Below are 13,906 nucleotides of genomic sequence, written 5' to 3'. Positions count from 1 at the left end.
CGTATGGCGCGCCCCGCCCGGCCGGGCCGCCGAGGTCCCGCGCCGCCGAGGTCCCGGGCCGCCGAGGTCCCGCGCCGCCGAGGTCCCGCGCCGCCGAGGTCCCGCCCGGTCACCGCGCCGCCAGCTGCTCCTTCACGTGCTCGACCACGCCGCGCATCGCGGCCTCCACCTCGTCGCGGCACCGGTCGAATCCCGCCGCGTCGCCGTAGTAGGGGTCGTCCACCTCGAGCGTCCCGGCCGCCACCGCGTCGTCGTCGAACTCCCGCATCAGCCTTACCTTCTCGCGGTCGGCGTCGGTGGGGGCGCCGCGCCGCAGCTCCCGCTCGTGGCCGCGGTCGGCGACGAGGACGAGGTCGCGGTCGGCATACCACTCGCGCTGCCACTGGCGGGCGCGGTGCGCGGAGCCGTCATACCCGCCGGTGGTCAGCGAGGTGAGGGTGCGGGGGTCGGCGCCGTCGCCCTCGTGCCAGCCGCCGGTGCCGGCCGAGTCGACCGTGACCTGCTCGCCGAGCCCCTCCTCCTCGAGGAGGTGGCGCAGGATCACCTCCCCCATGGGGGAGCGGCAGATGTTGCCCGAGCAGATGACGCAGATGCGGTAGGTCATGGCCGCCAGTATCCCGCGCCCGCGGTCAGCCCAGCCGCAGCTCGCGGTCGAACCCGGCCACCCCGTCCTCCCGGTGGCTCACCATGACCAGGGTCCGGTCGCCGCGCGAGGCCAGAAGGTCGCCCAGGACCGCGGTGGCGGTGGCGTGGTCGAGGTGGGCGACGGGTTCGTCGAGCAGGAGGACCGGGCGGCCGGAGAGCAGCGCGCGGGCGAGCCCGAGGCGGGCGCGCTCGCCGCCGGAGACGCCGCGGTGACCGGTCCCCAGCATGGTGTCGAGGCCGTCGGGCAGGCCCGTCAGCCAGGCGTCGAGCCCGGCCCGGCGCAGGGCCGCCACCAGGTCGTCGTCGGTGGCGGCGGGACGGGCCAGGCGGAGGTTCTCGCGCACGGTGGAGGCGAAGACGTGGGGTTCGTCGTCCAGCACCGCCACCCGGGCGCGCAGCGACGCCACGCTGACGTCGCGGCTGTCCACCCCGCCGAGGGCGTAGCGGCCCGAGGCCGGGTCCAGGTGCGTGGCGAGCACGGCCAGCAGGGTCGACTTGCCGGACCCGTTGGGCCCGGTGACCAGCACCGACTCGCCGGGCTCGAGCGCCGCGGTCACGGGTCCCACGACGGCTCGTCCGGAGGTCCAGCGCGCCGTCACCTCGTCCACGGTCAACCGCGGAGGCCGTATGCCGTCCGCCCCTGGCGCCTCGCCCGGCCCGTGCTCCCCGAGGGGCGCCTCCTGGCCGAGGAGGGCGTCCAGGCGGGCGCGGCTGCCCTCGGCCCGGGCCCACGCGCCCATGGCGTCCGGCAGCGGCGTGAAGGCGTCGGCCGCGGCCACGGGCGTGAGCACGAGCAGGGCGGCGATGGCGTCGTTGAACCCGTGCTGCACGATCCCGTAGGCATAGACGGCCATCGCGATCGTCCCGGCCGCGCAGACGATCCCGGTGAGGGCCATGCCCAGCGCGCGGCCGCGGGCTCGGCGGGCGTTGGCGCGCGCGAGGCGGTCGTGCGCGGCCGCGAGCCAGGCGTCCGAGCCGCGGGTCGCGCCGATCGCCTGCAGCTCGAGCGCGTGGGACGTGACGAGGGACGCGACCCGCGCCACCTCGGCCCGGGCGTCCAGCCAGTCCCGTTGCGCCGCGCGCTCGCTGGCCAGCACCAGCCACGCCACGAGGGCGCACCCGACGAGGACCGCCGCCACGATCCCGGCCGCGGCGAAGGAGAACAGGGCCGTGGCCAGGACCGTCAGCACGCCCGCGAGGGCCGAGCCGACGACGGGCACCACCACCCGGATCTGCGCATAGACGCGGTCCTCCAGGTCGTCCACCGCGCCCGTCAGCACGTCGCTGCGGGACCGCCGGCCGAGGCGGGCCGGCGTCAGCGGCACCAGCGCGGCGTAGGCCTCGACACGCTGCTCGGCGAGGTCGCCGAGCGCGACGTCGTGCGACCGCACCCGCTCCGCGTAGCGCAGCACCGGCCGGGCCATGCCGAACGCCCGCACCGCCACGATCGCCGCCATCAGCGTCAGGATCTGCGGGCGGTGCGAGGCGGCCACGATCAGCCACCCGGAGGTGGTGGTGAGGGCGATGCCGCTGGCGGTGGACAGGCCGCCGAGGAGGGCGGCGACCCCGAGGCCGCGGGGCATGCGCCATACGGCTCGGGTGCTCATCGGGCCCCCTCCTCGGTGAGGACGAGGGAGGGGAGGGTGACGTGCTGGTCCGCCACGGCCACCAGCCCGGGTCGGTGCGTGACGACGACGACCGCGCGGCGCTCGGCGAGGGTGCGCAGCACGTCGTCGACGAGGGCGGTGGCGTGGGGGTCGAGGTGGGCGGTGGGTTCGTCGAGGGCGATCAGCGGGGCGTCGCTCAGCAGGGCGCGGGCCACGCCGAGGCGGGCGCGCTGCCCCGCGCTGAGGCCGAACCCGTCGTCCCCGAGCGCCGTCGCCAGCCCGTCGTCGAGACCGCGGACGAGCCCGCCGAGGCCGACCTGGTCCAGGGCTGCCAGCAGGTCGGCGTCGGGGATCTTGCCGGCGCCGAGGGTCAGGTTGCTGCGGATCGACCCCGACGTCAGGAACGGTCGCTGCGTGACCAGGTGGGCCGACGTCGCGAGCCGCGCCGTGCCCGACGTCGGCCGCCGCAGCCCGCACAGCAGCTCCAGGGCGGTCGTCTTGCCCGCCCCGGACGGCCCCGTGACGACGGTCAGGCCGCGGGGGACGCGCAGCGTGAGGTCGCGCAGGACCTCCGTCGTGGCGCCCGGGTAGGCGTAGCCAACGCCCACCAGCGCCGCGACTATCTCCTTGATCTCCCGCGATCCCCGCCCTTCCCGCGATCGTGGACGCCTTTGGTCGCCAGGTGACCCAAGACGTCCACGATCGGGGGAACAGGTGGGGGGAGGGGTGGGGGTTGAGGCGGCGTCGGCCACCGCGGCGAGCGCCTCGGCCCCGTCGGCCGCGTTGTGGAACTCCTGCCCCACCCGGCGGATCGGCCAGTAGGCCTCCGGCGCCAGCAGGATCGCCGCCAGCCCGGGCCCCAGCTCGATCGAGCCCCACGTCAGCCTGATCCCGACCGACACCGCGACGAGCGCGACCGAGATCGTCGCGAGCAGCTCCAGCGCCGCGGACGACAGGAAGGCCAGCCGCAGCGTCGCCACCGTGGCGCGCCGGTGCCGCACCGACACGTCGCGGATGGTGTCGGTCTGGCGCTCGGCCCGGCCGTAGCCGGCGAGGGTCGGCAGCCCGCGCATCATGTCCAGGAAGTGGCCCCCGAGCGCCGCCATGGCCTGCCACCGCTTCCCGGACGCGTCGGCCGTGGCGTGGCCGATCAGCGCGGCGAAGAGCGGCAGCAGCGGCAGGGTGAGCACGACGATCAGCGCCGACCACAGGTCCACGAAGGCCAGCGTCACCACGGCCATCACCGGCAGCGCCCCGGCGGCGACGAGGGCGGGAAGGTAGCGGGCGACATACGTCTCGATCGACGTGGTGCCCTGCGCGGCGAGGGTCTGGGCGGCCGCGGGGGCGGGGCGGTAGTCGGCGGGGTGCGCGAGCCAGGTGCGCAGCAGCAGCTCGCGCAGCCCGCAGCTGACGCGGGTGCCGGCGCGGGACGCGACGATCTCGTTGGCCGCGGTGAGCACCGCCCGTATGACGAGAACGCCCGCCAGCCACATCACCGCCGGCAGCACCGACCCGCCCCGGACGACGGTCACGACGACCGCCGCGACCGCGAAGGCCTGGCCGATCGCGGCGACCCCCTGCGCGGTCCCGACGAGGCCCAGCGCGAGGACGTCGCGGCGGGCCCCGGGGAGCAGCTGGAGCAGGCGGGGGTCGAACGGCTTCACGCGGAGCAGCTCCTCGTCGGACTCGTCGGTCTCGCCCCACGACGATCGTGAGGGTCTCGTCCACCCATGGTGGACGAAACCCTCACGATCACGGGGAGGTCGGCGGGGCTCAGCGGGCGCGGTGCGCGCCGCCCTCGGCGAGGTGCTCGGCCTCCAGCTCGTGCACCTCGCGCGGCTCGTGGGCCGGCGGGATGTGGTGGACCGAGATCCGCTTGCGGAAGATCCAGTAGGTCCACGCGGTGTAGGCCAGCACGATCGGGGTGAAGACCACGGCCGCGCCGGTCATGATCTTCAGCGTCAGGTCGGTGCTGGCGGCGTTGGTGTGCGTCAGGCTCCAGGCCGGGTTGGTCGACGAGGGCATCACGTCGGGGAAGAGCGCCGTGAAGAGCGCCCACACGGCCAGCGCGATCGCGGCGGCCGTGCCGGCGAAGCCGATGCCCTCCCGGCCGGCACGGGTCATGACCAGGCCGACGACCAGCGCGACGGCGGCGAGGATCGCGAGCACCCAGGAGCCGGCGTTGCCGGTCTTGAGCATGGTCCACACCAGGAAGACCACGGCCACCGCGGCCGCGGCGAGCCCCGACCTCCACGCGAAGGCCCGAGCCTCCTCACGGATCTCGCCGCTCGTCTTGAGCGCGACGAAGACCGCGCCGTGGGTGAGGAAGAGCAGCAGCGTGGTCACCCCGCCGAGCAGGCCGAAGGGGTTGAGCAGCGTGAAGAGGTTGCCGGTGTACTCCTTGTGCTCGTTGATCGGCACCCCCGCCACGATGTTGGCGAACGCGACACCCCACAGCAGCGCCGGAAGGAAGGAGCCGATGACGATGCACAGGTCCCAGTTGCGGCGCCAGCGGTCGTCGTCGCGCTTGTGGCGGTACTCGAAGCCCATGTTGCGGATGATCAGGGCGACCAGGATCAGCAGCAGCGGCAGGTAGAAGCCGGAGAAGAGGGTGGCGTACCAGTGCGGGAAGGCCGCGAAGGTCGCGCCGCCCGCGGTGAGCACCCACACCTCGTTGCCGTCCCAGTGGGGGCCGATCGTGTTGAGCAGGACCCGGCGACGGTTGTCACCGTCCAGCTGGTCGCGCCCCTTGCCGAGGATCGGCAGCAGCATGCCGACGCCGAAGTCGAACCCCTCGAGGACGAAGTAGCCGGTCCACAGGACCGCGATCAGGATGAACCAGATGACCGAGAGTTCCATGTCTGTGACTCCTCAGCGCCTCAGTAGGCGAAGACGAGGGGCTTGTCCTCGCCGGCGTCCGCGGGTGATTCGGTGTCGGCGGGCTCGGCCCCGACACGCGTGTACTTCAGGAAGAGCTTGACCTCGACGACCGCCAGGGCGGCATACAGGAGGGTGTAGACGACCATCGAGACCAGGACCGACCAGGCGGGCACGGACGGGCTGACGCCCGTGGCCGTCGACATCTGGCCGAAGACGATCCAGGGCTGACGCCCGACCTCGGTGAAGATCCAGCCGAAGGAGACCGCGACGACCGGCAGCAGCGGGCTCCAGATCACGACGTGCTTCCACCAGCGCGCGGTCGGCGGGGTCCCGCCCTTGCGGGTCGCCCACAGGGCCAGCGCCGACAGCAGCATCGACAGGAAGCCGACGCCGATCATCAGGCGGAAGGTCCAGTAGGTGGTCGGGATGTTGGGCACGTAGTTGGTGGCCGGGTCGGCGGTGAGCCGGTTGGCGGCGTACTTCTGCTGGTAGTCGGCCTGGATGTCGCGGATCCCCTTGACCTCGCCGTCGAAGGAGCCGGTGCCGAGGAAGCTCAGCAGGCCGGGGATCTTGATCGAGTAGACCTCGCGGGACCCGTCCAGCGAGCCGATGGTGAACGGTGAGAACCCGGCGGGCTTCTCGGTGTGGTAGAGCCCCTCGGCGGCGGCCATCTTCATGGGCTGCACGTCGGTCATGACCTTGCCCTGCAGGTCGCCGGTCACGATCACGCCGAGCGAGGCGACGAGGGAGACGATGGCGCCGACCCGGACGGCCTTGCGGTACATCTCGCGGTCGCGGTCGGCGATCCGGCCCCGCCGCAGGTAGTGCCACAGCGCCACGCCGACGACGACGGCGCCGCCGGTCATGTAGGAGGCGGTGATGACGTGGGGGAAGGTCACGAGCTGGACCTTGTTGGTCAGCACGGCGATGAAGTCGGCCATCTCGGCGCGCCCCGACTGCGGGTTGAAGCGGAACCCGACCGGGTGCTGCATGAACGAGTTGGCGGCGAGGATGAAGTAGGCGGACAGCACGGTGCCGATGTGGACGATCCACATGGTCCAGGCGTGCAGCCGCTCCGGGATCCGGCCCCAGCCGAAGATCCACAGCCCGAGGAAGGTCGACTCGAGGAAGAACGCGAGCAGCGCCTCGAACGCCAGCGGGGCGCCGAAGATGTCGCCGACGAACCGCGAGTAGTCCGACCAGTTCATCCCGAACTGGAACTCCTGGACGATGCCCGTGACCAGGCCGAGCGCGAAGTTGATCGTGAAGAGCTTGCCGAGCCACTTCGTCAGACGGAGGTACTCAGGCTTGCGGGTCCGCACCCAGGCGGTGTGGTAGCCGGCGACGATCGCCGACAGGCCGATGGTGATCGGCACGAAGAGGAAGTGGTAGACGGTGGTGATCGCGAACTGCCACCGGGCCAGGTCCAGGTTGTCCATGGACTTCTCCGTCGTGAGACGTGATGTTGACCCTTTGAATATTAACGATCGGTAACCGCGCCACGAGCCGCCCCCTGGCGTCTGCAACCCCGGCGTGACCTGCGGTTTTAGGCAACATCAGTGTTGTGCAAATCGCCCGGTTTTGCCGGACTCTGCACGGGGAGTGGGGGATTCGCTTCGGCGGTGACGGGCGGGTCGCGCCGCCGCGACCGGCTGCTTGTGACTGACTTCACAAGCACAGGACGTATGGCGGGCCGCCTCGCCCGCTCCCGTCCTGCGGGCGGGCGGGCGGGGTGGCAGTCCCGCCCCCGGCCCCGCCAGAGTGGTCGCACATCCGCCGCCAGCGGCGCGCAGACGTGGCATGTGCGACCGCTCTGTGCCGCGCCGAGCCGCCGCCATACGGCCAGGACGGCTCAGCTGGGGTAGCCCTCGGGGTTGCCGGACTGCCAGCGCCAGGTGTCGGCGCACATGTCGTCGACGGTCCGCGTCGCCTGCCAGCCGAGCTCGGCGTTGGCGCGCGAGGGGTCGGCATACGAGGCGGCGATGTCACCGGGTCGCCGCGGCGCGATCTTGTAGGGCAGATTGCGCCCCACGGCCCGCGAGAACGCCGCGAGCATCTCCTTGACGGAGGTCCCCTGGCCGGTGCCGAGGTTCCAGGTGGAGACGGGCTCGCTCACCTCGCCCAGACGGTTCAGGGCCGCGACGTGGCCGGCAGCGAGGTCCTCGACGTGAATGTAGTCGCGCAGACCCGTCCCGTCGGGGGTGTCGTAGTCGTCGCCGAAGATGTTGAGGTGCTCGCGCCGACCGACGGCAACCTGGGCGATGAACGGCACGAGGTTGTTGGGGATGCCCTGCGGGTCCTCGCCGATGGTGCCGGACGGGTGCGCGCCCACGGGGTTGAAGTAGCGCAGCAGCGCGATCCGCATCTGCGGGTCCGCGACGGCGACGTCCCGCAGGATCTGCTCGATCATCACCTTGGTCCAGCCGTAGGGGTTGGTCGCCGACGTCGGGAAGTCCTCCTTCATCGGGACGGGCGCGTCCTCGCCGTACACCGTTGCGCTGGAGGAGAAGACGAGCTTCTTGACGCCGTGGCGCTGCATGGCGCGCACGAGCGAGAACGTCGAGTCGAGGTTGTTCTCGTAGTACTCGAGCGGCTTCTCCACGGACTCGCCGACGGCCTTGAAGCCCGCGAAGTGGATGACCGCGTCGAACTTCTCGTGGGCGAAGAGGTGCTCGGTCTTGTCCCGGTCGGTCAGGTCGAAGCCGTGGACCTCGATCGGCTGCCCCGCGAGCGCCTCGAGCCGCGCCATCACGGACGGCTTGGCGTTGGAGAAGTTGTCGACGACGACCACGTCGTGGCCGGCGGCAAGGACCTGGAGGACGGTGTGCGAGCCAATGTAGCCGGCCCCACCGCTGACGAGAACGCGCATGGCACCACCTTAGGCGGAGCAGCGCCGGCCCGGCCGAGGCTCCCGGGATCCCGGTCGAGCGCAGCGCCTGCTGCACGCGAGACGGGCGCTTCCGGCATACGACCGGTTGATCGTCAGGGACCGCGGGCAAGGACATAGTGAGCGCAGGGACAACCGGCCGCGAGGCCAGGAAGGGGCGCGCATGCCCACCACCGTCAAGGGAGTGATCTCCCGAGCCAAGGGCGAGCCGGTCGAGCTCGTCGACATCGTGGTGCCCGACCCCGGGCCGGGCGAGGCCGTCGTCGACATCGAGGCGTGCGGCGTGTGCCACACCGACTACCACTACCAGCAGGGCGGGATCAACGACGAGTTCCCGTTCCTGCTCGGGCATGAGGCCGCCGGGCGGGTCAGCGCGGTGGGCGAGGGCGTCACCGAGGTTGCGGTGGGGGACTTCGTGATCCTCAACTGGCGCGCGGTGTGCGGCGAGTGCCGGGCCTGCCGCCGCGGCCGCCCGTGGTACTGCTTCAACACGCACAACGCCACCCAGAAGATGACGCTCACCGACGGCACCGAGCTGACGCCGGCCCTCGGGATCGGCGCCTTCGCGGAGAAGACGCTGGTCGCGGCCGGTCAGTGCACCAAGGTCGACGAGCGCGCCGGGGCCGAGGCGGCGGGTCTGCTGGGCTGCGGCGTCATGGCCGGGCTGGGCGCCGCGATCAACACCGGGGGTGTCGGCCGGGGCGACTCGGTGGCCGTCATCGGCCTCGGCGGAGTCGGTATGGCGGCCGTCGTGGGCGCGCGCCTCGCCGGCGCGGCCACGGTCATCGGCATCGACACGGACCCGCGCAAGCTGACCAAGGCCCGCGAGCTCGGCGCGACGCACACCATCGACCCCGCCGACGGGGACGTCGTCGAGGCGGTCCAGGCGCTCACCGACGGCAACGGCGCCGACGTCGTGATCGAGGCGGTGGGCCGCCCCGAGACCTACGAGCAGGCTTTCTACGCCAGGGATCTCGCGGGGACGGTCGTGCTCGTGGGCGTGCCGACGCCGGAGATGAAGATCGAGCTGCCGCTGCTCGACGTCTTCGGGCGGGGTGGGTCGCTCAAGTCCAGCTGGTATGGCGACTGCCTGCCGTCTCGCGACTTCCCGATGCTCGTGGACCTCTACCTGCAGGGGCGGCTCGACCTGGACGCGTTCGTGTCCGAGACGATCTCCCTGGACCAGGTCGAGGAGGCCTTCGCCACGATGAAGCGCGGCGACGTGCTGCGATCGGTGGTGACGCTCTGATGGCCGGCGACGTGCAGGTCCAGCAGCTCGTCACCTCGGGCACGTTCTCCCTCGACGGGGGGACGTGGGACGTCGACAACAACGTGTGGATCGTCGGTGACGGCGACGAGTGCGTGGTCTTCGACGCGCCGCACGACGCGGAGGCCATCGTGGCCGCGGTCGGGGACCGGACGCTCAAGGCCATCGTCTGCACCCACGCCCACGACGACCACGTCAACCGGGCGGCCGAGCTGGCGGAGGCGACGGGTGCCCAGATCCTGCTGAGCTTCCACGACCTCGAGCTGTGGCAGCAGACCTACGACACGCGCCAGCCGGACGAGGACGTGGTCGACGGCGAGACCGTCGAGGTCGCCGGGGTCACGCTGCAGGCCATCGCCACGCCGGGGCACACGCCGGGCGGCACCTGCTTCTACAGCGAGGAGCTGGGCTGCGTCTTCAGCGGAGACACCCTCTTCCAGGGAGGCCCGGGCGCCACGGGACGGTCGTTCTCGTCATACGACACGATCGTCGACTCGATCCGCACCCGACTCTTCGCGCTGCCCGACGACACGATCGTGCACACCGGGCACGGCCCGGACACGACGATCGGGGCGGAGAAGGCCGGTGCCGCCGGGTGGGAGGACCCCTCCGCCTGACCCCCCGCCGCCGGTAGCCCGATCCGCCGGGCTTCCTTCCCCAGGCGGGTCGCACTACCGGCGGCAGGTCTGCCTCGGCGAGGTCACGAGATCGTGGGCCGCTCCGATCTCGACTCAGCCTCCGACTCAGCCTCGGCCCCAACCTCCGATTCGGCCTCCGACTCCGCCTGCTCGTGCAGCGCCCCGATCGTGTCCACCAGGTAAGGGCGCCGGAAGGTCGGCGCGCTCAGCCACTGAGCGGTCAGGACGTGCGGGTTGGTGTGGATCGTCTCGTCCCCCTGCAGGCGCAACCGGTCGTGCCGCACCCGGCGGGTGTGGCCGATGACCTGCGCGGCGATGAACTGCCCCAGGACGGCACCGGCGCCCGTCGACAGCGCCACGCCGCCCGCCTCGAGGAAGGACGAGCTGCCCGGGTGGTGCAGAGCCATCGCGACGAAGCCCTGGTAGACGAGCATCCCCGGCAGGAGGGGCGCGAGGACCACGCCGAGGGCGCCCGACGAGGGGATCTTGATGTATGGCGCGATGAGCACCGTGATGACGCCGAGGGTGGTGGCTGCGGTCGCGGCGGAGACGAGCTTGCCCCAACCGATCGCTTGCATCCCGACGTAGACCAGGTAGACCAGCGCGGCGAGGGCGGCGACGGCCGGCATACGTCTCCACCGGAGCTGGCTCGCGATGGCGAAGCCCACCGACACGACCACCGCCGCCGCGGTGGTGGCGAGCAGCCCGTTCGCGGAGCCCGTCACGTCCTCGATCCGCAGCCGCACCCCGAGCCTGCTGGCCACGCTGATGGCGAGGATGACGCCAACCACCTGCCCCGAGGTGTTGAGAGCGACCTCGACCAGACGCCCCGCGGCGGTGATGAACCACCCCGTGAGGAGGTCGTGGGCCGCGCCGAAGGTCGCCGCCCCTGCCAGGCGACTCACCAGGGCGGCCGTGATCACCAGCGCCGATGCCTCTGTCGGGGCGATCTCCTGGGCGACGACGGCCGCGGCGCCGCCCGCGATGGCGTGGCTGAAGAAGCCCGGCAGCTCCGCGCGCGTGAGCCGGGAACCGGTCAGCTCGATGAGGATCGCGGTGAGGCACGCGAGCGTGCAGGCGGCCCAGTCGCCGCCGAGGAGCCACGCGAAGCCGGCCGCCATCAGACCCCAGCCCGCCAGCTGCACCGGTGGGGTGTGGCCGACCTGCTCCGGGTCGAGCTCGTCGAGGCGGTGCAGCCCCTCCTCGATGGTCAGCTCTCGGGTGATGACTGCTTCGACGATCTGCTCGGTCTCGGTCACGGCCTCGAGGTTGAAGCCGGACGCGCCGATGTTGTGCACCACTGCGATCGGTGGCTGCTCCGGGCGCAGCAGGCTGAGGCTGATCTGGCCCATCGTCACGCTCGCCGTCGCCCCCGGGAAACCGCGGGCGCTGGTGACGGCGAGGAGGACGTGGGTGACGTTGGCGGAGGCCGCGCCGTTGCGGACCATGAGGTCCCCGGCACGCAGGGCGAAGGTGAAGACGGCGTCAGCCGGGTCGAGGGGCACCGGTCCACGCTGCCACGAGTCTCTCTCGACGGTGCGCCTTGCCCGGCAAGGTTATCCGGTCGGGCCCATCGTCCGTCATCCCTGGGTCTCGCCTAGCCTGAGGGCATGGCCTACTTCGCTGTCCGCTACTCCTACTCCGACGACCCCCGCCTCGACGAGATCCGGCCCGAGCACCGCGCGTTCCTCGGCCGGCTCGCCGAGTCGGGGTCGTTGCAGGCGTCCGGTCCCTACGTCGACGTGAAGCCTGCGTCGGCGCTGCTGATCTTCCGCGCCGACAGTGCCGACGAGGTGCGCTCGCTGCTGGAGGACGACCCCTTCCAGCAGCACGGTCTCGTCGCCGGCATCGACGTCACCGAGTGGAACCCCGTCATCGGCATCTTCGCCGACCAGCGCTGACCTGCCGGGGGTAGGGGGGATCTGCCGGCCTTCCTTCACCAGGCCGATTCCTCTACCGCCGGTAGGTTCTTGCGCATGAGCGAGCAGCAGGGCGCCGACGTCGAGGTCGACTGGGCTGACGCCCGCGACGCCAACCGCGCCAACTGGGACGAGCGAGCAGCCCTCCACGAGGTCGCCTACGGGATCGAGCGATACGCGGCGGACCCGGCCTATGTCTCGACGGTGGTGAGCGACGACCTGCCGGTGCTCTGTGCCCACCTGCCCCAGGGCTCGCTCCGCGGCCGTGACGTGGTGCACCTGCAGTGCCACATCGGCACCGACACCATCAGCCTGGCCCGCGCCGGCGGTCGTATGACGGGCGTCGACTTCTCGCCCTCGTCCCTCGCCGCCGCACGACGGCTCGACGCCGCGACCGGGACCGGCGTCACCTGGGTGGAGTCGGACGTCCTCGACGCGCGCTCCGCGGTGACCGGCGACTTCGACGTCGTCTACACGAGCATCGGCACCATCGGCTGGCTCGGCGACCTCGCCCGCTGGGCCGAGCAGGTGGCCGGGCTGCTCCGGCCGGGCGGCATCCTCTTCATCCGGGACGGCCACCCCATGCTCTACGGCCTCGACGACACCGCCCCCGACCTGCGCATCCGCCACCGCTACTTCGCGGACGGCCGCGCCCAGACCTGGGACGAGGACACGACCTACATCGGCGACGGCCGGCTCACCAGCACCCGCACCTACGAGTACCCGCACCCGGTCTCGGAGACCATCGGCGCCGTGCTGGGCGCCGGCCTGGTGATCGAGCGGTATGACGAGGGCCGCACGCTGCCCTGGCGATTCGCCGATCGCATGGTGGAGGTCTCGCCGGAGCGATACGCCTGGCCGGAGGGGGAGCGCGACCTGGTGCCGTGCACGTTCACCCTGGTGGCGAGGAAGGCCTGAGGTGGGGCGGGGCGGTGGGACGGCGGGCCGCGCGACCCGGCCGGTGCGGTCGGCGGCGGGCGGACGTCATACGGGCTGGTGACGCTCGAGGCGGCGCACCGACGGGAGCGCCGCGGCGGCTACCGCCGAGACCGCCATGACCGTGGCGACCACGAGGAGCCAGCGCTGCTCGCCGACGGCCTCCGCGACGACGCCGGTGAGCGCCAGCCCGGCGGGGCGCGCGGCGAACGACCCGACCTGGTCGAAGGCGTAGACGGGCTGCGGGACCGGCTCGACGATCACGTGGTGAGCTGCTCGGGCAGCGGCCCGGTCGTCTCCTCGAGGGCGTCGCAGAGCAGCGAGGTGAGGCCCGCGGTCAGCGCGCCGTGGGGGGAGTGGCGGGGTTCGCCGCCGGGCAGCACCCAGCTCGAGACCTGCTGGATCCCCCTGGCCGCGTTGACCGCCCACACGGGCTTGTCGAGCAGCGCGTCGACGGTGACCCGGCCGCGCCGCAGCGGGTGCGAGGTGTCGGCAAGGGAGATCTCGAGGCACTCGATGGTCACCGACGGCAGCGACAGGTCGTCCACGGGGCGCGTCACGAAGGCCTCGCCGTCCCACCACACCAGCGCGGAGTACGTCGCCTCCAGGGCCTCGGGCAGCCGGTCCTCGACGCGCCACAGGAGGGCGTCGTCCGCACCCATCGCGCGGGCCCTCGCCTGCAGGTCGCCCTGCACGATGAGGTCAGGTCCCTTGACGTGCGGCCACTTTCGCGGATCAGGGACGTCGGCCACCCACAGCGTCACGTCCACCGGCGCGTCGGTCGCCTTGCGCAGCCACAGGGCGACCGCGTCGTTGTAGGCCTCCAGTCGCGGAAACCACTTGTCGGCCCGGGGGATTCGCTCCAGGACCTCGTCGACGACCACGTCGATGTCCTGGTGGCTGACGAAGAAGTCCGCCGTCGCCGCGAACCGCTGGATGTGTCGCTCCGGCCGCCGGGCGCGGCCCTCCTGCACGAGCCAGGAGTCGATCACCTGCGGGGGGTGGTCGCCCGGAGGCTGCGGGCCCCACCACCAGCGCTCGCCGTCACGGACGGCCTCGGTCTTCTTCACGAGCGCATCGTGCCACGTATGCCGCGCCCGCTCAGCACGTGGTCACCGCCCCTCGCG

13 protein-coding genes are annotated in these 13,906 nt (G+C 72.3%); 4 read left to right on the top strand and 9 right to left on the bottom strand.

Annotation, left to right across the window (positions count from 1 at the left end; all coding sequences use genetic code 11):
- Positions 1 to 109: 109 nt before the first annotated feature.
- From ADJ73_RS03485 to galE, 6 genes are all read right to left on the bottom strand, one after another.
- A complete protein-coding gene (locus tag ADJ73_RS03485) occupies positions 110 to 604 on the bottom strand; it encodes a low molecular weight protein-tyrosine-phosphatase (RefSeq protein ID WP_050347112.1) in 495 nt (164 codons plus the stop codon).
- Positions 605 to 629: 25 nt separating this feature from the next.
- Positions 630 to 2,252, bottom strand: a complete 1,623-nt coding sequence (cydC, locus tag ADJ73_RS03480) for a thiol reductant ABC exporter subunit CydC (RefSeq protein ID WP_050347111.1) — start codon at positions 2,250 to 2,252, stop codon at positions 630 to 632.
- Positions 2,249 to 3,916 (bottom strand): thiol reductant ABC exporter subunit CydD, encoded by a 1,668-nt coding sequence (cydD, locus tag ADJ73_RS03475; RefSeq protein WP_050347110.1) that lies wholly within the window; start codon positions 3,914 to 3,916, stop codon positions 2,249 to 2,251. The genes cydC and cydD overlap by 4 nt, the downstream gene beginning before the upstream one ends.
- Positions 3,917 to 4,025: 109 nt before the next feature.
- The gene (gene cydB, locus ADJ73_RS03470) at positions 4,026 to 5,111 is read right to left on the bottom strand and encodes a cytochrome d ubiquinol oxidase subunit II (RefSeq protein WP_050347109.1); all 1,086 of its coding nucleotides are present in this window, start codon (positions 5,109 to 5,111) and stop codon (positions 4,026 to 4,028) included.
- 20 nt (positions 5,112 to 5,131) lie between these two features.
- A complete protein-coding gene (locus ADJ73_RS03465; protein ID WP_050347108.1) occupies positions 5,132 to 6,571 on the bottom strand; it encodes a cytochrome ubiquinol oxidase subunit I in 1,440 nt (479 codons plus the stop codon).
- 413 nt (positions 6,572 to 6,984) lie between these two features.
- A complete protein-coding gene (gene galE, locus ADJ73_RS03460) occupies positions 6,985 to 8,001 on the bottom strand; it encodes a UDP-glucose 4-epimerase GalE (protein ID WP_050347107.1) in 1,017 nt (338 codons plus the stop codon).
- 181 nt (positions 8,002 to 8,182) lie between these two features.
- Here galE and ADJ73_RS03455 point away from each other — a divergent pair, with 181 nt between their 5' ends.
- Positions 8,183 to 9,268, top strand: coding sequence for an S-(hydroxymethyl)mycothiol dehydrogenase (locus tag ADJ73_RS03455; RefSeq protein WP_050347106.1), 1,086 nt, complete (start codon positions 8,183 to 8,185; stop codon positions 9,266 to 9,268).
- The gene (locus ADJ73_RS03450) at positions 9,268 to 9,903 is read left to right on the top strand and encodes an MBL fold metallo-hydrolase (protein ID WP_050347105.1); all 636 of its coding nucleotides are present in this window, start codon (positions 9,268 to 9,270) and stop codon (positions 9,901 to 9,903) included. The genes ADJ73_RS03455 and ADJ73_RS03450 overlap by 1 nt, the downstream gene beginning before the upstream one ends.
- 83 nt (positions 9,904 to 9,986) lie before the next feature.
- Here ADJ73_RS03450 and ADJ73_RS03445 read toward each other — a convergent pair whose 3' ends face one another.
- On the bottom strand, positions 9,987 to 11,429 hold the full coding sequence (locus ADJ73_RS03445; RefSeq protein ID WP_050347104.1) for a threonine/serine ThrE exporter family protein: 1,443 nt from the start codon (positions 11,427 to 11,429) through the stop codon (positions 9,987 to 9,989).
- A 105-nt stretch (positions 11,430 to 11,534) separates the two neighbouring features.
- On the opposite strand from ADJ73_RS03445, the gene ADJ73_RS03440 reads away from it, so the two are divergent.
- Both ADJ73_RS03440 and ADJ73_RS03435 read left to right on the top strand, forming a co-directional pair.
- On the top strand, positions 11,535 to 11,825 hold the full coding sequence (locus ADJ73_RS03440) for a YciI family protein (RefSeq protein ID WP_050347103.1): 291 nt from the start codon (positions 11,535 to 11,537) through the stop codon (positions 11,823 to 11,825).
- A gap of 75 nt (positions 11,826 to 11,900) precedes the next feature.
- Entirely contained in the window at positions 11,901 to 12,761 is an 861-nt protein-coding gene (locus ADJ73_RS03435) for a class I SAM-dependent methyltransferase (RefSeq protein WP_050347102.1), read from the top strand.
- 66 nt (positions 12,762 to 12,827) lie between these two features.
- Here ADJ73_RS03435 and ADJ73_RS03430 read toward each other — a convergent pair whose 3' ends face one another.
- On the bottom strand, positions 12,828 to 13,043 hold the full coding sequence (locus ADJ73_RS03430; RefSeq protein WP_050347101.1) for a hypothetical protein: 216 nt from the start codon (positions 13,041 to 13,043) through the stop codon (positions 12,828 to 12,830).
- Positions 13,040 to 13,849, bottom strand: a complete 810-nt coding sequence (locus ADJ73_RS03425; protein WP_050347100.1) for an aminotransferase class IV — start codon at positions 13,847 to 13,849, stop codon at positions 13,040 to 13,042. The genes ADJ73_RS03430 and ADJ73_RS03425 overlap by 4 nt, the downstream gene beginning before the upstream one ends.
- Positions 13,850 to 13,906 lie beyond the last annotated feature (57 nt).

This window comes from Arsenicicoccus sp. oral taxon 190 (genome assembly GCF_001189535.1).
Classification (GTDB): Bacteria; Actinomycetota; Actinomycetes; order Actinomycetales; family Dermatophilaceae; genus Arsenicicoccus.
Note: the sequence above shows the minus strand (reverse complement) of the source record. Positions and strands in the feature narration are given on the sequence as shown.

What these genes read in the sequence shown, in the direction of transcription:
- ADJ73_RS03485 (WP_050347112.1), bottom strand. Translation starts at nt 604, where the DNA reads ATGACCTACCGCATCTGCGTCATCTGCTCGGGCAACATCTGCCGCTCC.
- cydC (WP_050347111.1), bottom strand. Translation starts at nt 2,252, where the DNA reads ATGAGCACCCGAGCCGTATGGCGCATGCCCCGCGGCCTCGGGGTCGCC.
- cydB (WP_050347109.1), bottom strand. Translation starts at nt 5,111, where the DNA reads ATGGAACTCTCGGTCATCTGGTTCATCCTGATCGCGGTCCTGTGGACC.
- ADJ73_RS03465 (WP_050347108.1), bottom strand. Translation starts at nt 6,571, where the DNA reads ATGGACAACCTGGACCTGGCCCGGTGGCAGTTCGCGATCACCACCGTC.
- galE (WP_050347107.1), bottom strand. Translation starts at nt 8,001, where the DNA reads ATGCGCGTTCTCGTCAGCGGTGGGGCCGGCTACATTGGCTCGCACACC.
- ADJ73_RS03455 (WP_050347106.1), top strand. Translation starts at nt 8,183, where the DNA reads ATGCCCACCACCGTCAAGGGAGTGATCTCCCGAGCCAAGGGCGAGCCG.
- ADJ73_RS03450 (WP_050347105.1), top strand. Translation starts at nt 9,268, where the DNA reads ATGGCCGGCGACGTGCAGGTCCAGCAGCTCGTCACCTCGGGCACGTTC.
- ADJ73_RS03440 (WP_050347103.1), top strand. Translation starts at nt 11,535, where the DNA reads ATGGCCTACTTCGCTGTCCGCTACTCCTACTCCGACGACCCCCGCCTC.
- ADJ73_RS03435 (WP_050347102.1), top strand. Translation starts at nt 11,901, where the DNA reads ATGAGCGAGCAGCAGGGCGCCGACGTCGAGGTCGACTGGGCTGACGCC.